At 72.2% G+C, this 18,800-nt stretch carries 16 protein-coding genes; 6 read left to right on the plus strand and 10 right to left on the minus strand.

The annotated features are described in order from the left end of the window. Nucleotide 1 precedes the first annotated feature (1 nt). From TR42_RS12840 to TR42_RS12865, 6 genes are all read right to left on the minus strand, one after another. The gene (locus TR42_RS12840; RefSeq protein ID WP_042216535.1) at nucleotides 2-976 is read right to left on the minus strand and encodes an NAD(P)-dependent alcohol dehydrogenase; all 975 of its coding nucleotides are present in this window, start codon (nucleotides 974-976) and stop codon (nucleotides 2-4) included. Continuing rightward, on the minus strand, nucleotides 973-1,959 hold the full coding sequence (locus TR42_RS12845) for an NAD(P)-dependent alcohol dehydrogenase (protein WP_042216537.1): 987 nt from the start codon (nucleotides 1,957-1,959) through the stop codon (nucleotides 973-975). The genes TR42_RS12840 and TR42_RS12845 overlap by 4 nt, the downstream gene beginning before the upstream one ends. Beyond that, nucleotides 1,956-2,675 carry a DUF4386 domain-containing protein gene (locus tag TR42_RS12850; RefSeq protein ID WP_042216539.1) on the minus strand — a complete coding sequence of 240 codons (720 nt, stop codon included), beginning with the start codon at nucleotides 2,673-2,675 and terminating at the stop codon, nucleotides 1,956-1,958. Before TR42_RS12850 ends, TR42_RS12845 begins: the two co-directional genes overlap by 4 nt. Nucleotides 2,676-2,754: 79 nt before the next feature. Further along, nucleotides 2,755-2,979 (minus strand): helix-turn-helix transcriptional regulator, encoded by a 225-nt coding sequence (locus TR42_RS12855; RefSeq protein ID WP_042216541.1) that lies wholly within the window; start codon nucleotides 2,977-2,979, stop codon nucleotides 2,755-2,757. After that, on the minus strand, nucleotides 2,979-3,425 hold the full coding sequence (locus TR42_RS12860; RefSeq protein ID WP_042216543.1) for a hypothetical protein: 447 nt from the start codon (nucleotides 3,423-3,425) through the stop codon (nucleotides 2,979-2,981). Before TR42_RS12860 ends, TR42_RS12855 begins: the two co-directional genes overlap by 1 nt. A gap of 189 nt (nucleotides 3,426-3,614) precedes the next feature. After that, nucleotides 3,615-4,970 (minus strand): MATE family efflux transporter, encoded by a 1,356-nt coding sequence (locus tag TR42_RS12865; protein ID WP_052406111.1) that lies wholly within the window; start codon nucleotides 4,968-4,970, stop codon nucleotides 3,615-3,617. Between the two features lie 89 nt (nucleotides 4,971-5,059). Here TR42_RS12865 and TR42_RS12870 point away from each other — a divergent pair, with 89 nt between their 5' ends. The 6 genes from TR42_RS12870 (at nucleotide 5,060) to TR42_RS12895 (ending at nucleotide 14,614) form a co-directional block, all read left to right on the plus strand. Continuing rightward, nucleotides 5,060-6,229, plus strand: coding sequence for a GGDEF domain-containing protein (locus TR42_RS12870; protein WP_052406112.1), 1,170 nt, complete (start codon nucleotides 5,060-5,062; stop codon nucleotides 6,227-6,229). A gap of 120 nt (nucleotides 6,230-6,349) precedes the next feature. After that, nucleotides 6,350-7,537: a GGDEF domain-containing protein gene (locus tag TR42_RS12875; protein WP_042216546.1), complete on the plus strand. Its 1,188-nt coding sequence runs from the start codon at nucleotides 6,350-6,352 to the stop codon at nucleotides 7,535-7,537. Nucleotides 7,538-7,670: 133 nt separating this feature from the next. Further along, nucleotides 7,671-8,873, plus strand: coding sequence for a GGDEF domain-containing protein (locus tag TR42_RS12880; protein WP_042216548.1), 1,203 nt, complete (start codon nucleotides 7,671-7,673; stop codon nucleotides 8,871-8,873). Between the two features lie 9 nt (nucleotides 8,874-8,882). Beyond that, nucleotides 8,883-9,341 carry a DUF3515 family protein gene (locus TR42_RS12885; RefSeq protein WP_042216549.1) on the plus strand — a complete coding sequence of 153 codons (459 nt, stop codon included), beginning with the start codon at nucleotides 8,883-8,885 and terminating at the stop codon, nucleotides 9,339-9,341. A gap of 120 nt (nucleotides 9,342-9,461) precedes the next feature. Further along, entirely contained in the window at nucleotides 9,462-12,413 is a 2,952-nt protein-coding gene (locus TR42_RS12890; protein ID WP_143058883.1) for a hypothetical protein, read from the plus strand. An 8-nt stretch (nucleotides 12,414-12,421) separates the two neighbouring features. Continuing rightward, nucleotides 12,422-14,614: a hypothetical protein gene (locus tag TR42_RS12895; RefSeq protein WP_042216553.1), complete on the plus strand. Its 2,193-nt coding sequence runs from the start codon at nucleotides 12,422-12,424 to the stop codon at nucleotides 14,612-14,614. A 22-nt stretch (nucleotides 14,615-14,636) separates the two neighbouring features. Here the strand turns inward: TR42_RS12895 and TR42_RS12900 are convergent, their stop codons facing one another. From TR42_RS12900 to murA, 4 genes are read right to left on the minus strand one after another with little or no spacing between them, the layout of a single operon-like run. After that, nucleotides 14,637-15,725 carry a D-alanine--D-alanine ligase family protein gene (locus TR42_RS12900; protein WP_042216554.1) on the minus strand — a complete coding sequence of 363 codons (1,089 nt, stop codon included), beginning with the start codon at nucleotides 15,723-15,725 and terminating at the stop codon, nucleotides 14,637-14,639. Continuing rightward, the gene (locus TR42_RS12905; protein ID WP_042216556.1) at nucleotides 15,725-16,726 is read right to left on the minus strand and encodes an NAD(P)H-dependent glycerol-3-phosphate dehydrogenase; all 1,002 of its coding nucleotides are present in this window, start codon (nucleotides 16,724-16,726) and stop codon (nucleotides 15,725-15,727) included. Before TR42_RS12905 ends, TR42_RS12900 begins: the two co-directional genes overlap by 1 nt. Beyond that, nucleotides 16,723-17,445, minus strand: coding sequence for a lysophospholipid acyltransferase family protein (locus TR42_RS12910; RefSeq protein WP_042216558.1), 723 nt, complete (start codon nucleotides 17,443-17,445; stop codon nucleotides 16,723-16,725). The genes TR42_RS12905 and TR42_RS12910 overlap by 4 nt, the downstream gene beginning before the upstream one ends. Nucleotides 17,446-17,448: 3 nt before the next feature. Beyond that, nucleotides 17,449-18,759, minus strand: a complete 1,311-nt coding sequence (murA, locus tag TR42_RS12915; RefSeq protein WP_042216560.1) for a UDP-N-acetylglucosamine 1-carboxyvinyltransferase — start codon at nucleotides 18,757-18,759, stop codon at nucleotides 17,449-17,451. Between the last annotated feature and the right edge of the window lie 41 nt (nucleotides 18,760-18,800).

Genomic DNA, 18,800 nt, shown 5'->3' on the forward strand with positions numbered 1-18,800 from the left:
CTCAGGCCACCTGCACCACGAGCTTGCCCGCGACGTGCTGCGCCTCGAGCCGCGCGAAGGCCTCCGCGGTGCGCTCGAGGGGGTACGTCTCGGCGATGACCGGGCGCACCTTGCCCTCCTCGATCCAGCCCGCCATGCGGGTGAGGTTCTCGTGCGACGGCTCGGTGCCGACGACGATCACCTTGCGGCGCGCGAACGGGCTCGACGCCTTCGCGGAGAAGATCGCCCACGCGGGCCCCAGGAGAGGGCCTCCGCCGAGGCCGCCCGCGGCGAGGTAGACGCCGCCGGGCTCCATGATCCTCTTGAGCCGGGTGAGCCGCGTGGTCCCGACCGTGTCGTAGACCACGTCGAAGGTCTCGCCGCAGTCGAGCACGTCCTCCCGGGTGTAGTCGATGACGCGGTCGGCACCGAGCGCCGTCACCATCGCGGCGTTCGGACCCGAGCAGACGGCCACCACGCGGCTCGCGCCGAGCACGCGGGCGACCTGCACGGCCATGTGGCCCACGCCGCCGGAGGCCCCGATCACCAGGACGCTCCTGCCCTCGCAGCCGCCGCCGTCCTCGAAACCGCCGAGGGCGGTGATCGCGGCGATGGGGACCGCGGCCGCCTCCTCGTCGGTCGCGGTGAGCGGGGTGTGGGCGATCTTCGAGGCGTCCGCGATCGCGTAGTCCGCGACCGCGCCGAAGCCGAGGAAGCCGAACACCCGGTCGCCCGGCTCGAAGCCCTCGACCCCCGGGCCGACCGCGTCGACCGTGCCCGCCGCATCGGCCCCGACCACGCGCTCGCCGGGCCCGCGCAGGCCGAAGCTGAAGCGCGCGAGCCACGGGTCGCCCCGATAGATGTGCCAGTCCCACGGGTTGAGGCCCGCCGCGCCCACGCGCAGACGCACCTGACCCTCGCCCGGCTCGGGGATCGGGATCTCGCGCAGCTCGTGCGTCTCGGGTCCCGCGTACTTGTCGTAGGTCACGGCCTTCATGGCGCGACCACCACCTTTCCTGCTGCATGCCGGGACATCACCCGGGCCATGGCCTCCCCCGCGCGGTCGAGCGGATGCACGGAGTCGATATGGGGACGGAGCGAGCCCGCGGCGAGCATGCCCGCGAGCTCCTCCAGGTCGGCGCTGTCGGCCGTCGAGAAGAACGTGACCACGCGGCGGCTGGTCACGAGGTCGAGCCACCGGGCTCGCAGGACGCGCCGGAGCGGTCCCCCGTCGGGTCCGGGCTCGCCCGAGTTGGGCAGCAGCGCGCCGCCCTCCCGCACGAGCCCGAGCATGTCGCGCGTCGCGTGGTTGCCCACGTTGTCGAAGACGACGTCGAAGAGCTCGGCGAGATCGAGCACCGACGCGGCGGTGTAGTCGAGAACGCGCTCGGCGCCGAGCTCGCGCACCCACTCCACGTTGCGTGTCGAGCACACCGCGGTCACGGTCGCCCCTTGCGAGGCCGCCAGCTGCACCGCGAGGTGGCCGATGCCGCCGGAGGCGCCGTTGACGAGCACCGTCTGCCCGGCCTCGAGCCGCGCGGCCCGGAGACCGTGGAGCGCCGCCAGACCCGTCATCACTACGGCCGCCGCGTCCTCGAAGGACACCTCCGCGGGGAGCCGCGCGAGATCCGCCTCCTTCGCGACCGCGAACTCGGCCAGCGATCCGCGTGCAGCGCCGAGCACCCGGTCGCCCGGGGCGAGCGCTTCGACGCCCGCGCCGACCGCGGCGACCGTGCCCGCGCAGTCGGTGCCGCGCACCCGCTGTCGCGGCCGACGCACGCCGTACGCGAGGCGCAGCACCCGCGGGCGACCTCGCAGGAGGAACGTGTCGGCCGGGTTGAGCGCCGCGGCAGCGACGTGGATGAGCGCCTCGCGGGCCCCCGGGACCGGGACCGGCGCACTCGCGACGGCGAGCTCCTCGACGCCGCCGTAGGCGTGCTGGGTGACGGCCCGCATCGTCGCCGGGACCGCGGCGGTCATGATCGCGCCGCCGTGCTCGGCGCGGGGGCGGGCGCGGCGACCGCCGCCTTGTGCGCCCGCCTGATCCCAACCGTGAGCAGGTACGCGATCATCCAGAGCTCGCCCGCCGTCGCGGGGAACGTGAGCCCCTCGACCAGCGCGGACGGCGCATCGGCCCAGCCGTAGCCCACCAGGGCCGAGGCGACGTAGCCGGCGCCGCCGACCACGAGCAGCCAGCCGAGCGCCACGGGCATGCGGCGGGTCGCGAGGATCGCCCAGCCCATTGGGATGAGCCACAGCCCGAAGAACACGGCGCCCACGCCCCACGCGTGGTCGCTGATCTCGAAGAGCAGCTGGACCGTGCCGGCGGCGTCGCCCGACGGGGCGAGGCCGGGGTCCGCGGCGACGGCGTTCGCGGTCGCCATCGCGGCGGCGGAGGTCATGATCGCGGCGGCGTTGAGCAGCCCGTACGCCGCGATCGCGGCGCCGGACACGGGAGCGTCCCGGCGCCACAGCGCGAGGAACCCGATCGCGGCGAGGGCCTGCGTGAGGACGATCCCGAGCTCGAGGACCACGAGCACGTGGGCCGTGCCGGCATCCTCGGTGAGATGGGACAGCGCGGTCGCGGCGTCGTCCGCCACGATCTGGGGCCGCAGCCACAGGAACCCGAGCATGCCGGTGATCGCGAGACCGAGGTACGCGGCGCCGGTGAGGCGGGCGATGCGGGTATGGGGCATGGTGACTCTCCTTCATCGAAAGGACGCTCTCGAGCGTCCGCGCCGCCTCGGGGGCGCGCGGGAAGGGTCTCCACGAGGGCTAGGCGGCCTCGTCGGGGTACTGGAAGACCGCGTCGAGCGGGACCTCGAGGGCCCGCGCGATCTGGAAGGCCATCTCGAGCGAGGGCGAGTACCGCCCCTGCTCGATGGCGATGACCGTCTGGCGGGTGACGCCGATGCGCTCCGCCAGCTCGGCCTGGGTCATCTCGTCGTGCGCGAACCGCAGCGCGCGGATCGCGTTGGTGACCTTGGTGGAGCGGCCCATCACAGACCGGTCCGGTAGGCGCGCGCGCGGGTGCCCGCGGCGATGATGCCGGCGAGCAGGCCGGCGAGGAACAGGGTGTTGGCCGGCCAGAAGCGGTCGACGTCGAGCATGAGAAGGATGGTCGCGACCAAGCCGCCGAACGAGGACATCACGTAGGCGCGGGCGTTGCCGTTGCGCTCGATCTCCTTGTCACGGACGTCGCCGTCCTCGAACTCGGCCTTCTGGCCCGCGACCTCCGCCTGGATCGCGGTCGCGATGGCGGAGGCGATGGTGCCGAGGATGATGAAGACGATGAGCGAGCCCCAGGCCCACAGCATCGGCGTGACCCACGAGACCTCCTCGAGGGGACGGTCCGCGGCCTGCGTGAGGATGACCGTGAAGTAGACGATCCCGACCAGCGGGAACACGGCGAGCGTGGCCCAGACGGTGCGTTCGGTCATGGTCATGGCATCCCCCCGGATGTCAAAGTTTCTTGACATCTCGAAGGTAAGTCTCGCTTGACACCGTGTCAAGAGTTTTTTACATCGCCTCGTGCAGTGCGGCCGGAGTCGGTCCCGACACGCCGCAGACGACGCCGGTGCGGCGGCCGCCGCCTCGCGTGTCGCCGCGAGATCCGTTCGGAGTGTCGGAGGGGCTCAGGCGTGGGTGGCGTGGAGCCACGCGCCACGCCGCGTGATGCGCACGTACGCGATCCCGAGGAACACCCCGCGCGCGACGTTGAAGAGCAGGAAGGCCCGCCACAGGTCGTCGTTGCGGGAGTCGGCGATCCACGCGAAGCCCGCGAGGAGCACGGGGACGAAGACCAGCAGCGCCGAGGCGGCCATCGTGGTCGCCATCGAACGCGTCCGCCCGGAACCCAGGAAGACCCCGTCGAAGAGGTACGCGAGCGACGAGGCGAGCGGCAGCCAGACCACCCAGCCGATGTAGCGGTCCGCGGTCTCGGTGACCGACGGGATCGAGGTGAGCACCGCGATGAACGGGCCCGACGCCACCAGGTACAGCAGCGAGAAGACGGCTCCGATGGCGACCGCAGGCACGGCGGAGGCCAGCACCGCGCGATGGAAGGCGGGCACGTCGCGCCGGCCGATCTCGCGCGCCACCATCGACTCCGCCGCGTGCGCGTAGCCGTCCTGGCCGTAGCTCGACAGGAACATCAGCTGCATGAGGATCGCGTTCGCGGCGAGGATGTCGGGGCCCAGGCGCGCGCCGTAGGCCGTGACGAAGGTCAGCACCGCGTAGAGGATCGCGGTGCGCACGAAGAGGTCGCCGTTCATCGACGCGAGGCGACGCCAGCCGCGGCGCAGCCCCCGCCCGCGCCACCGGCGCACCGCGTCCCGGGTGCGCGCATCGGCGGCTCGCCACCACAGCGCGACCGCGAGCGCGAGGCCCAGCCACTCGGCGATCGCCGTCGCGGCACCCGCGCCCGCCGAGCCCCAGCCGAGTCCGCCCACGAAGGCGACGTCGAGCCCGAGGTTCACGATGTTGACCGTCGCGACGATCGCGAGCGGGCGCCGGGTGTCCCCCGCGCCCACGAACCAGCCGGAGATCACGAGCGTGAGCAGCGCCGCGGGCACGGACGCCACCCGGATCCACGCGTACTGGATCGCGAGGTCGCGCACCTCCCCCGCCGGCGCGAGCACCGCCATGACCGCGGGGATCGCGATCCACTGCACCAGCAGCGCGCCGGCCCCGATCGCGACCGCGAGGATCGCGGAGCGCTGAGCGTGGGCGACCGCGGCATCGTGCCGGCCGGCGCCGAGCGCGCGGCCCACGAGCGACGTGGTGCCGGTTCTCAGGAAGCCGACCAGCCACATCAGCGCGCTCAGCACGGTCGAGCCGAGGGCGACGGCGCCGATATGCGTCGCGTCGGAGAAGTGCCCGAGCATCGCCGTGTCCACCAGCCCGACGAGCGGCACCGTCACGTTGCCGACGATCGCCGGCCACGCGAGCGCGAACGCTCGGCGGTGCGGCACGGGTCCGAGCGCTCTCACCAGGCGACGGTACACCGGCCCCGAGACACCGACGATGCACGAGGAACCAGGCCCTATCGCTCGCGCCGCCGACCCGCTAGCCTGCTCAGGTGCTCGACCCGCTCACGCTGCGCGTCGCCATGACCGCCGTGGCCGCGACCCTCCTCGTCCTGTCCTACGCAGGCGTCTACCTGCGCGATCGCTCCCGCTTCTCGGGCTGGTGGTCGGCGGCGCTGGTGATGGTCGCGATCGGGACCGCGCTCTACACCCTCAACGGGACCTCGGTGCAGGCGCTCTCCACTCCAGCCGCCAACGCGATCAGCGTGACGGGCGCGGTGTTCACGTGGGCCGCCGCGCGGTCGCTGCGGGGCGCTGGCACCGGCAGGCTCCGGCTGGCGGCCGCTCCGGCCGGGGTGCTCGTGGTGACCGCCTTCGACTCCCCCGCGACGGACATCTGGGCGGGCGGCGCGATCTTCCTGGCCGCCACGGCGGGCTACTTCGGGCTCGCGGCCCACGCGATGTGGCGCGTCCGCCAGGTGCACCGTGACAGCGGCGGCCGCTACTCGTCCGCCGGCGCCGACCGGGCGACGATGGTGCTGGGCTTCGGCGTCGGCTCCCTCAGCGCGCTCTACGCGGTCCGCACCCTCCTGTTCGTGGCGGTCGGCCCCGACGACGCGCTCTTCGAGGATCTGGCGGGGACCATCCCGACCACGCTCGTGCTCATCGTCGCTCTCGTGGTGGTGACGTTCACCATGACCGAGCTGAGCCAGGCGGAGCGGGTCTTCGATCTCGAGATCCGCGCCACCCGCGACGCGCTCACGGGCACGTGGAACCGCGCCGAGTTCGAGCGGCGCGCCTCCGTGCGTCTCGAGGAGCGCCGGGGACGCTCGACGCTCGTCGTCGCGGACCTCGACCACTTCAAGGCGCTCAACGACGCGCACGGGCACGCCGCGGGCGATCGCGCGCTCGAGGCCTTCGGCACCGCGACCCGTCACGCGCTGGGGCCGCGGGACGTCGCCGGCCGGCTCGGCGGCGAGGAGTTCGCGATCCTGCTCGCCACGGACGACGTGCGGACGACGCAGTCCCGCATCGAGGCGCTCCGGCTCGAGTTCGCGGAGCTCGCGGGCTCCGCGGGGGCCGGCGCCCCCACCGTGAGCTACGGCATCGCGGCCGTGGCGCCCGACGAGAGCTTCGAGCAGGCGCTCCGTCGCGCCGACGCCGCGATGTACCAGGCGAAGCGGGACGGCCGCGACCGCGTGGTGGTCCACGGCGCCCGCTGAGCACGCGCCGCACCGCGCCCGACGCCCCTCTTCGCTCGCCGTCGCGCGACGTTACGGGTGTGACGAAGCCCATACCCCGGGTGCACGTCCCCGCGGCATCCCGCCGATTAGCCTGGCGGCGTGCTGGACCAGCTCACTCTCAACATCGCGCTCACGCTCGTGTCCGCGACGCTGCTGGTCCTGTCCTTCTTCAGCGTCTACCTTCGCGACCGCACGCGGTACTCGACCTGGTGGATCGGGCTGCTCATCACGGCGGCCGCGAGCAACGCGGTCACCGTAGCCATCACGGACGCGAACCTCGACTTCACGGTCCCGCTGTCGAACGCCTCCGGCGCGCTCTCCGCGGCGTGCGCCTGGGGCGCGACGCGCGCGCTGCACAACCGTCCGACGCCGCTGTGGGGCACCACGGTCGGCCCTGCGCTCGCCTGCGCCGCGACGCTCGTGGAGCTGCCCTCGGCCGGCTACTGGGCGGGCACGGCGCCCACGATGGTCGTCATGAGCGCGTACTTCGCCGGCGCCGCGCTGGGCCTGCGGCGGCTGCGACGCGAGCACGCGGCCACCGGCGGCCGGTACTCGACGTCGAACGCGCTCACGGCGATCAGCGTGCTCGACGTCGCGGTGGCCGCGCTGTCGGGCTTCTACGCGCTGCGGGCCGTCCTGTACGTCACGCACGGCCCGACGAGCGAGGTCTTCGACACCTTCGCCGGGGTATCGGCGAACGCCCTCGCGCTGCTGGTGGTCCTCGTCGTGGTGACCTTCACCATGAGCGAGCTGAGCCAGGTCGAGCGCATGGTGGAGCTGCAGGACCGCGCCACCCGCGACTCCCTCACCGGCCTGTACAACCGCCGCGAGTTCGAGCGGCGCGCGACCGCGCGGCTCGAGCGCCGCCGCGGCGGCGCCACGATCATCGTCGCGGACCTCGACCACTTCAAGCGGCTCAACGACAGCCACGGCCACGCCGTCGGCGACATCGCGCTGACGGCCTTCGCGGACGCGATGCGGCGCGCCCTCGGCCCCCGCGACATCGCCGGCCGCCTGGGAGGCGAGGAGTTCGGCATCGTGCTCGGCACCGGCGACACCGCCGCGGCCCTCGCACGCGTCGATGCGGTCCGCCACGCCTGCACCCTGCACCGGATGCCCGACGGCGGTCCCCTCCCGACCGCGAGCTACGGGTTGGCCGTCATGACGCCCGGCGAGGGTCTCGACGACGCCCTGCTCCGCGCCGACGCCGCGATGTACCGCGCGAAGAACGGCGGCCGCGACCGCGTCGAGGTCGACGCGACGGCGACCCCCTCCACCCTCGCCTGAGCCCCTTCGGCGCGCGAGCCGCCGCGGGTGTGACGCATCGCACGTCCGAGATGCCTGCTTCCCGCACGGTCGGCAAGGAAGCGCAGGCTAACCTGAGTCGGTGCTGGACGAAATGACACTCAATGTCGTCCTGATGCTCGTGTCAGGGACGCTGCTCGTGCGGTCGTTCCTCGGCCTCTTCCTGCGCACGCGGAGCCGGTACGCCGGCTGGTGGATGGCTCTCCTCGTCCTGGCCGGCGCCAGCAGCGTCGTCGACCTCCTCAGCGCCGTGACCGGGCACGCCGTCGCGGTCGGCCTCGGCAACGGCCTCGGCGCCGCCACCGCCGCATGCGCGTGGGGCGCGGCGCGGGCGCTCGATCACGCGCGCACCGGCTGGCTCCACATCGCCTCCGGACCCGCCGTCGCGGTCGCCGCCACCGTGCTCACCGCGCCGTCCCTCGGGACCGGGGCGGGCGCCGTCGTGACGCTCGCGACCATGGCGGCGCTGTTCACGCTCGCGGCGATCCGGCTGTGGCGGACCCGGTTCGCCCCGTCCGGGGCCGGTGCGCACGGCGCCTCGACGCACGGCACCGTCGCGGTCACCGGCCTCGCCGTCGCGGTGTCGATCCTCGCACTGTTCTACGTGTGGCGGGTCGGCGCGCTCGTCGCGCTCGGCCCGTCGAGCCCCGTGTACCTCGACTACGCGGGTGCGAGCGCCAACGCCCTCGTGGTGCTCGTCCTGCTGGTGGTCGCCACCTTCACCATGAGCGAGCTCGGCCAGGTCGAGCGCATGATCGAGCTCCGCATCAAGGCGACGCGCGACGCCCTCACCGGCCTGCACAACCGCGCGGAGCTCGACCGTCGTGCGCGCGTGCGCCTCGCCGCGCGGCAGGGTCCGGTCGCGGTGGTCGTCGCCGACCTCGACCGCTTCAAGCACCTCAACGACACGCACGGCCACGCCGCGGGCGACCGCGCGCTCCAGGCCTTCGCGGGAGCCGTCCGGCGCGGGCTCGGACCGCGCGACCTCGCGGGCCGCCTGGGCGGCGAGGAGTTCGCCTTCGTGCTCGACGTGGCAGGACCGGACGATGCCGCGGCCCGCCTCGAGTCCGTCAGGCGCGCCTGCGCGCGCCTCCGCGTCGCCGACGGCGCCCATCCCCTCACCGCGAGCTACGGCATCGCGATGCGCGCGCCCGGCGAGAGCTTCGAGGAGGCGATGCGCCGCGCCGATGCCGCCATGTACCGCGCCAAGCGGGCCGGCCGCGACCGCATCGTCCTCCACCGGGACGAGGCGACCGCCGATGACGTCGCCACCGCCGACCCCGCCGGCGAGGCCTCCGCCGCCGCGCCGGCGGCCTAGGCTTCCCCCATGCCCCCTCTCCGCGCCCTGCTGACGCTCGCGCTCGTCGCGCCTCTGGCGGCCTGCGCGAGCCCCGTGCCGGTGGACGCGGCACCCTACGCGGCGGACCCCGACTGCGCGCGCGTGATGCTCGCCGTGCCGGACGTGCTCGGCGGGCTCGAGTACCACGAGACCACCTCCCAGGCGACGGCCACGTGGGGCGACGAGTTCCCGCTGGTCATGCGTTGCGGCGTCGAGCCGCCCGGACCCAGCACCGAGCAGTGCCTGTCGATCGAGGGCACGGGCGGGACCGTCGACTGGCTCGTCATCGACGAGGACGAGCGGTGGCGCGCGGTGAGCTTCGGACGCTCCCCCGCCGTCGAGCTGCTGGTGCCCAAGGAGCGTGCGCAGGATGCCGTCGGCGACGTGCTCGCGGAGGCGTCGGCGGCGGTGTCGCGCGCGCCGTCCAACGGCCTCGAGTGCCGCTGACCCTCACCCCTTCTGACAGCGCGCACGGACGCCCGCGACGCACACCTTCCCCCTGAAGCGCGTCGCGGATTATGCTCGTCAACGGACATATGCCACATCGCAGTGGACCCGGGGGGCGCCATGGAGCGAGAAGTCCCACGCGCATGGGTGCGGGTGACTGCCAGGCTAAGGCCGGACGGCATCGTCGCGCTCGACGCGATCGACGACAGGGGCCGCCGCGCCGACGGCCCACCTGACCACCTGCGGCCAAGCACATGGGGCCCAGAGTGGACCTCGAAGCCCGCCGCCTCAACCACCAGCTGGACGCTCGCGTTCTCGTCCCGGCTTGTGCAGATGATCCTGGGCGTATCGGAGCGACTCGGGGACTTCCGCTCCGAGACGTGGGAGCCCGCAGCGCCGCTCTTCGTCGACGCTGAGGACGCGATCGCGGCACTCCCCCTCGGCGACGCAATTCTCGCGGCCATCGGCGCGGAACAGGTGAGCCACAACCTGGGGTCGCTTGGCGATCGTCGTAGCATCGTGGTCGCGACCATGCCACCCGGGGGCCCGTCGGCACCCGCGCCGAGATTCGCTCTCCCGCTCAGAATCACCGCGGTCGGAATGGCCGGCCAAGACACGATGCTCGACCTGCGCGCCCGCAACCTCGCTTGGCTGCGGAGCGTCGACTTCGAACCGGTCGAGAGGGCCCCCGCCGAGGTGACCCTTCTGCCAGCGGTCGACGTCGCCGGCGATATGCTCGCCCTGGGCGGGGCGGACGTCACGATCGCGCACCGCGACGACCTGGCGCTGCTCCGCTCGATACCCAAGGGCGAGGTCGCGCTGGCCATAGTGCTCACCGATGGCGCAGGAGGCTCGCTCGAGACCCTCGCCATCGCCCCGGCCTGGGCACGCAGCGCAGTGGTGGTGCCCGGCACTGTCACTGTCTCCGCGATCGAGATCGTGGAGGTCTTGCTCGATGCGCTCAGCCATGACCTGCCGCTCCACGACGCGGTGGCGGAGACCATCCGTCGCACCCGCGCCGTGCTCGACCTCGTTGCTTCTCCGGAGACGGTGCACGACCTGCGGCTGAGCACTGTGTGGGACGACCTCGAGCGCGAAGAAACGGCGCTCATCTCGCGTGTGGGAGAGCTCCGTTCCGACACGTTCGAGCGCCTCGACAGCCTGTCCGATCCGCCGGCGATGATCCGCCGTTTTCTCGACCGGCAGGCACACACCGCGCGCTCAAGTGACCCGTTGGCCGAACTGCGCGCAGATATGCGTCTCACCGAGGTCTCCTTCAACCACGAGACCGAGGGGCTGCTTCCGCTACGGCGCGCGCAGATCCGCCTGGAGCGCGGGCACGAACTCGAGCGCTGGCTCGGGAACCAGCAACCCGAACGTCTTCTCACCAGCCCCACACCACGCGTGGTCGACATCCGCTTGCGGCACGGTGACCTGACCGTGGCGCCCTTCGCGCGCTCTGTCTACGTCGGCCGCGATATGCCGCTGCTGCCGGGCAGCCGATATGCGCTCGAAGTGCAGATCGGCGCGCCCAGCCCGGCGAGCCTCGTCGCTGGTCCCGTGGAGCCCATCGACCTCATGCTGCCCGACTTGAGCGCGGGACACGACCTGGACGTCAGCATCTTCTCAGACTCATTCGACATGCCTGACACGCGGACACAGCGCATCACGCTGCCACGCGCAGGTGGCTCAGACGTCGCCTCGTTCGACGTGCGCACACCCGTCTCGAGCACCTCCGCGTGGATCCGTGTGTGCGTCTACTTCCGCGATCATCTGGTCCAGACGTTCATCCTCGACGCGCGAGTAGCACCGCCGGAAGCAGTTCCGGACGTAGGCGGAGAAGACGACGTGACCGCTCGGCTCGAGCACAGCCTCACCCACGATTGGGATGACCTCGATGCGCTCGCGCCCCGCAGCCTCAGCATGGTGCTTAACGACCACGCCGGCGACCATCGCCTGTTCCTCAAGCGCGAGAACGCCACGGGGATGGTGCCCTTCGCACCCGAAACGATCACGGCTGCGGCGCGGCGCGTCCGCGAGGCCCTGCGGGGCACGGGCGGGCCACCGGAAGCCGAAGCGGCGGCGGACGCGGTGTGGGCGCTCGCGCGCGAGGGGGCAAGGCTCTTCACCGGCCTCTTCCAACGGGTCGATGACGAGATGAGGGCCGCACTGAGGGCGCTGCGCGCCTCGACCGGCGACACGGTACAGATCACGCGCGTCGACGCGAACACGGGGCTGCCGTGGTCGCTCGTCTACGACTGGGACCTTCCCGCGGACATCGTCGGAGCGCCCCGACCCGACGTGTGCCTGGGGCGGTCAGGAGAGGCCCCATGCGGCCACGGCCCCGACGACGGGGCGGTCTGCATCTACGGCTTCTGGGGCCTGCGTCATCTCGTCGAGGAACTGCTTCCGGACCGCGCAGGACGGTCACCTGCCCCACAGGTACCGCTCGCCCCCGGCGGCGTACTCTCGTCTATCGGAGTCAAGCCCGACCGCGCGACCGAGACGCTCGTCACAGCCCTCGACGCCCTCGTCGGCGTCGGTCCGCTCACGCACCTCGGCCCGATGGAATCGTTCAAGTCGCAAGCCTTCGATGACCCCGTGCCCGGCGTGGTACTGGTACTGGGGCACTTCGCGCACGCGAGCAAGGCCGGCGAGCCCGCGGGCGATCGCATCGGCATCGCGGGGCGGGAACGTTGGCTCAACGATGCGCTGCTGCAGGGCGTCGCGGTCAGGTCGGACCCGTGGCAGGCGACACGACCACTGGTGCTGCTGCTCGCCTGCGGATCGGTCGAGGTGGCGGCGGCGCAGCTGACGAGTCTGCTGACCGCCTTCGACACTGTCCACGCGGGGGCCATCGTCGGTACCGAGTGCGACATCGAGTCCGACGTCGCCTCGACCTTCGCGCTCTCACTCATCCGCGCTATGACCGCCGCCGATACGCCCGCGACCAAGCGCGCAGGGTTCGGCGATGCGGTCTTCGCAACGCGGCGAAGCTTGGTTGTCGACCAAGGCGATACCCGCGGGCTCGCGTTCACGGCGCTCGGACCCGCCGGCCTCGTGCTGGTGTGAGGGCCGAAATGACCACCTTCCGCACGCCTAGCAGGCAGCACGCATTCCGACGGGCAGCGTCGCGCGCGGGAGCCGTCCTCGCCTCGCTCGCGGGTGCGATCGTGCTCACGGCTGCCGCCAGCCCCGCCGACACGCTGGTCGAGGTGACCGGCAGCACGCAGGCGACTCTGCCGCCGCACCGAAGCACTGACGTCCAGCTATCGGTGCTGGTGTCGCCGGCAGACGGCGTGACGCTCACTGAGATACTCCCCACGGTGACGCATGTGAGCCGAGGCACGGTCGATCTTGGAGATCCTGACGCCTTCGCGACCGTGGATTGGGCCGACAGCCCGCCTGCCCGGCTCCTCCTGACTGTGAAGGGGGGCGCGACGGACGAGTCCGGGACCTACGACGTCGAGATCGCGCTCACCCACGGCGACGTCACGCAGGTCTTGGTCTGGCAGGTCACCCGCGATCCGACCGAGGTGTCCGCGCCCTCGAAGGTCACGGTGACGCACGAGATCCCGCTCGAAGGCATCGCCTGCGTCCTCCTGCGGATGGGGTGCCTGGACCACATGGCCGGCACCGTCGACCCCTCGTCGATCCGTGTCGCGGTGGGCGACAACGGATGGCTGGCGAACGTCACCGCGCGCCAACTCGAAGCGACCGAGGGACCCGTCATCGTCGCAACCGCCGCCGAGAACGTGACCGGTCCGGGCGCCAACCTCGACCTCGCCATAGAGATCGACGGCACGGAGCCCGGCCGAAGCGACCGGACGCTGCAACTTACGTCTCCTCAACTCGCCGGACCGCTCGACATCCCGGTCTCCGTTACGACGAGGCTCACCGACGCAGCACTGCTGCTGGCGATCGCGTTCGGCCTGGTGGTCGGGACGCTCGTCCGGCACCTCATCCCGTTTGCGAGGGAGCGCACGTCGCGGCTAGCCGCACGCGACGACCTCATCGCGCGCATCCGCGCGCTGCGCGCCGCGAGCCCCGACACGCAGTTCCGCGAGGTGGCCGACCAGGCGCTTGCCGCGATTCCGCCAGCCCGACGTCAGGACTTCGACGCTGTGCTCGCCGCCCAGGCCGACGCGGTCGCCGCAGCGTACAAGGACTTGGAGGCGCGTCTCCTTGAGGTGTCCAGTGACTACGAGCGAGTACGGCTCGCGCTGCGCAGCCGCGCCGGCGTCAGCCCGGCGCTCGAGGCCGCGTGCAACACCGCGGAGCGTGCCCTGTCGGACGGCGCCGCCCTCGTGCAAAGCCGCGATGCGGCGGGCGCGAGAGTCGCGCTTGGTCCTCTCCAGGACGCCCTCACCGCCGTTCGTGACGCCGTCGACGCGTGGCGGACAGACGTTGCCGACGTGACCGAGCGCGCCCGGAGTTCCCTTCACTCGGACGACGCGGGCGAGGGTATCGCAGCGCGGCTGGATGTGCTCGGCACCTTCCTCGAGGCAACGACAACCGAGGATGAATCGCGAGACGCGATCGCGTTGGCCGACGAGGCACTCGCGGGAGCTCACCGCATCGGAAGCTACGGCGATGTGATCAACGACGCGATCGACAGAATCGCGGACACGATGCTCGACGCCGCTCAGGTCGCCGAGTTCGACGACGAAGCGCGCGCTCACTTCGCACGGTCCGGCGGATTGGCGCGTGCCACCGCTCAGGCGTGGGAGCCCGGCCTCGACATCGTGGAACACCTCCTCAGTCCCCTCGCGAGCGCCCTCGCCGATCGCGAGCGGGCGCTAGCCGCGATACGCGGCGTCGACTCCACGGCTGCGGCGCTCCTGTCCGCTGGGAACGTCGATGCCGCCGCAGCGGCAGTCGCGCAGCGGACCAGGCAGACCCTGAGCGGGGAATCAGACCGTGAAGGCGAGGTCGGCTCCACGAATGTTGCGTCTGCACCTCCCATCGGCGCCGATGCTCCCGCAAGCGGCCTCGTTGCGCTCGCAAGCATCGGCACACAGGATCTCCGTGTGGCGCGGATCGCCTTCCGGGCTGCGGGGTGGGCGGTCGGGCTCGTCGAATTCCTCTTGGCAGCTGTGGTCGCGATGCTCGTAGGCTGGTGGACCCTCAGCGACGCCTGGCTCGGCACCACAGCCGACTTCGCCATGGCATTCACCTGGGCCTTCGCTGTCGACCTCTCGGTCGCCGGCGCGTCGCAGCTCGTGGCGGATCGGCGCCAAGCGTTTCCTCCCGCGTCCGCGACTCCGGAGTGAAACGGCGCGCCGGACGCCGGGGTCAGCGCAGGCCGACGGGCCTCTCGAGCGCGACCGTGAGCAGCGTCTCGACCAGCTCGCCGTACGAGATCCCGGCCGCCTGAGCCATGCGCGGGTACATCGACGTCGGTGTGAAGCCCGGCATCGTGTTGATCTCGTTGACGATCACGCCGCCACCGTCGGTGACGAACACGTCGACGCGGGCCAGCGACTCCGCGCCGATCGCGCGGAAGGCACGCTTGGCGTAATCCGCGACCGTGGCGGCCACGGCCGGCTCGAGCGTGGTCGGGCACAGCAGCGTCACCGCGGCCTCGTCGAGGTACTTGGCGTCGAAGTCGTAGAACTCGTGGTCGCCGCCGGTGATGATCTCCCCCGCCGGCGAGGTGAGGATCCCCCCGGGCGTCGCGAGCACGGCGGTCTCGATCTCTCGACCCACCACGGCCGCCTCGATCAGCACCTTCGGGTCGTGCTGCTGCGCGTCCGCGACCGCTGCCGGGAGCGCCGACAGGTCGGAGACCTTCGAGATGCCCATCGACGAGCCGGCCCGCGCCGGCTTGACGAACACCGGCAGCCCCAGCGCCTCGATCGCCTCCCGCTGGGCGTCGATCCCGCGGTCGGGCGTCACGACGACGTCGGGCGTCACGGGCAGCCCCGCATTCGCGAAGACCGTCTTCATGTGCTGCTTGTCCATGCCCGCGGCGGAGGCGAACACCCCCGACCCGACGTAGCGGACGTCGGTGAGCTCGAGCGCGCCTTGGACGGTGCCGTCCTCGCCCCACGGGCCGTGGAGCAGCGGGAACACCACGTCGACGTCGCCGAGCTCGCGGATGCCGTCGGCCCCCACGACGCGCCATGCACGCGACCCCGCCTCGAACGGCGGCAGCACCGTCGCATCGTCCGCGGCCACCTCGGGCATGCGCCCGTCGACGATGCGCCAGTCGGCCGGGTCGTCCGAGGCCACGGTCCAGCGCCCCTCGCGGGTGATGCCGATCGCGAGCACGTCCCAGCGGTCGCGGTCGATCGCGCCGAGCACGCCTCCCGCGGTGACGCACGAGACGCCGTGCTCGGTCGAGCGGCCGCCGAAGAGCACCGCCACCGTGGGCTTGGTCATCAGTCGACCTCCGCCTTGCGCGGGCGGGTGATGAGCGACTCGATCACGGCCTCGACGGGAGCCTCGCCCGCGAGCATCGTCACCACGCCGTCGCAGATGGGCACGTCGACCTCGGCGTCCCCGGCGAGCTGCTGGACCGCCGCCGCGGTCTTCACACCCTCAGCGGTGCCGGTGGTGAGCGCGAGCGCCTCGTCGAGCGTCCGACCGCGGCCCAGGTGCGCGCCGAGGGTGTGGTTGCGCGACAACGGCGACGCGCACGTCGCGATGAGGTCGCCCATGCCGGCGAGCCCGGAGAACGTCTCCGGGCGGGCGCCGATCGCGAGGCCGAGGCGGGTGATCTCCGCGAGCCCGCGCGTGATCACGGTCGCGGTGGTGTTGTGGCCGAAGCCCAGGCCGTCGGTGATGCCGACGCCCACCGCGATCACGTTCTTGTACGCGCCGCACAGCTCGACGCCCACGAGGTCGTCGTTGGTGTAGGGCCGGAAGTAGGACGATGCGGTCGAGGCGGCCACCAGCTCCGCCGCCTCGGCGTCGGGCGACGCGATCACCGTCGCCGTCGGCTGCCGCTGCGCGATCTCGCGCGCGAGGTTGGGGCCCGAGACCACGGCGAGCCGCTCGGGGCCGAGGCCCCAGACGTCGCCGAGCACCTCGGACATGCGCGCGTGCGTGCCGAGCTCGATGCCCTTCATGAGCGACACGGCCACGGCGCCGTCGGGCACCAGGTCGCGGAACGGCGTGACGATGTCGCGCATGTGCTGCGCGGGCACCGCGACGGCGACGATGTCGGCGTCCGTGAGCGCCTCCTCGATGTCGGTGGTCGCGAGGATGCCCTCGGGCAGCTCGACGCCGGGGATCGCGCGATCGTGGAGCCGGTCGTCGCGGATGGACCGCACCACCTCGGCGTCGCGCCCCCACAGGCGGACGTCGGTGCCGGCATCGGCCATCACGGCGGCGAACGTGGTGCCCCACGCGCCCGCGCCGAGCACCGCCGCACGCGTCATCGGGCGGGCCGCCCTTCGCCGGACGCCCGCATGTCGAACGGCTTCTCGGGAGGCGTCTCCCCACGGATCTCGGCGACCATGCCTGTCAGCGTAGTCATGATGCGATCCGTGGCCTCGCGCAGGGTCGCGGTGTCGAGGTCGCCGCCGCGGAGGTCGTCGAGGTCCACGGGCGGGCCGGCGACCACGGTGATGGTCTTGCGCGGGATCGGGTGGATCATCTTGCCGTACGGCGGCAGCAGCCGATGCGCGCCCCACTGCGCCACGGGCACCACCGGGACGCCGGTCGACAGCGCCATGCGCGCGACGCCGGTGCGGGCCGCCATCGGCCACAGGTCGGGGTCGCGCGTGAGCGTGCCCTCGGGGAACATCGCGATCATGTCGCCGCGCTCGAGGTACTCGACGGCGGCGTCGACGGCCTCGGCCGCACGCGAGGTGCCGCGGTGCACGGGGATCTGGTCGAAGCCGCGCAGCAGCCAGCCGATGAACGGCGCCCGGAACAGGCTCTCCTTCGCGAGGATCCGCGGCGGGTGGCCGTTGTTGTAGAGGAAATGCGCGAGCGTGAGCGGGTCCGCGTAGGACAGGTGGTTCGACACCGCGATGAAGCCGGTGTCCTTGGGCAGGTGCTCGGCACCGTGCCAGTCCTTGCGTGTCGCGGACGTCAGCAACGCCTGGAGCGGTCGCGCAGCGTTGCGGTAGAAGCGTGACGGAGGGGTCGGCACGGGTTACTCGACCTCCGCCCCGAGCGCCGCCAGCTTGTCACGGAAGCCCTCGTAGCCGCGGTCGATGATGCCGATGCCGCGCACCGTCGACGTGCCCTCGGCCGCGAGCGCGGCGATGAGGTGCGAGAAGCCGCCGCGCAGGTCGGGGACCTCGATGTCGGCGGCCGCGAGCGGGGTCGGGCCCGAGATCACGGCGGAGTGCTGGAAGTTGCGCGCGCCGAAGCGGCACGCGACGTCGCCCAGGCACTCGCGGAACAGCTGGACCTGCGCGCCCATCTGGTTGAGCGCGTCGGTGAAGCCGAAGCGGTTCTCGTAGACCGTCTCGTGCACGATGCTCAGGCCCTTGGCCTGCGTGAGCGCCACGACGAGCGGCTGCTGCCAGTCGGTCATGAAGCCGGGGTGCACATCGGTCTGGAGCGCGATCGACTTGAGGTCGCCGCCCGGGTGGTAGAACCGGATGCCGTCACCCACCACCTCGAACTCGCCGCCGACCTTGCGGAACACGTTGAGGAACATGCCCATCGTGCGCTGCTGCGCGCCGTGCACGAAGATGTCGCCCTTGGTCGCGAGCGCGGCCGCGGCCCACGAGCCGACCTCGATGCGGTCGGTGAGCGCGACGTGGTCGTAGCCGTGGAGGCGCGCGACGCCCTCGATGGTGATGGAGCGGTCGGTCGACACCGAGATGATCGCGCCCATCTTCTGGAGCGTGTCGATGAGGTCCTTGATCTCGGGCTCGACGGCCGCGCCCTCGAGGTGCGTGATGCCCTCCGCCATGACGGCGGTGAGCAGCAGCTGCTCGGTGGCGCCCACCGAGGGGTACTCGAGCTTGTGCTTGATGCCCTTGAGGCCGTTCGGCGCGGTGAGGTAGAGGCCGTCCTCCATCTGGGTGACGGTCGCGCCGAACTTCTGGAGGATCTCCAGGTGGAAGTCGATGGGCCGGTCGCCGATGCGGCAGCCGCCGAGGTCGGGGATGACGGCCTCGCCGAGCCGGTGCAGCAGCGGCCCGCACAGGAGGATCGGGATGCGCGACGAGCCGGCGTGCGCGGCGATCTGCGCGGCGTCGGCACGCACGAGCTCCGAGGTGTCCATGGTGAGGACGCCGGAGTCGACGTCGTACTCCACGCCGGCGCCGTGCAGGCGCAGCAGGGACGAGACGACGGCCACGTCGCGGATGTCGGGGACGTTGCGCAGGGTCGACGGGGTCGATCCCAGGAGCGCCGCGACCATGGCCTTGGACACGAAGTTCTTCGCACCGCGGACGGAGATGTCGCCCGTGAGGGGGCGCCCGCCGGTGACCCGGATGGAGTCGGTCATGGCGCCTATCTTCCCCCATGCCCGGCTCCGCGGCCGCATCG

This window comes from Demequina mangrovi, assembly GCF_000759715.1.
Lineage (GTDB): Bacteria > Actinomycetota > Actinomycetes > Actinomycetales > Demequinaceae > Demequina > Demequina mangrovi.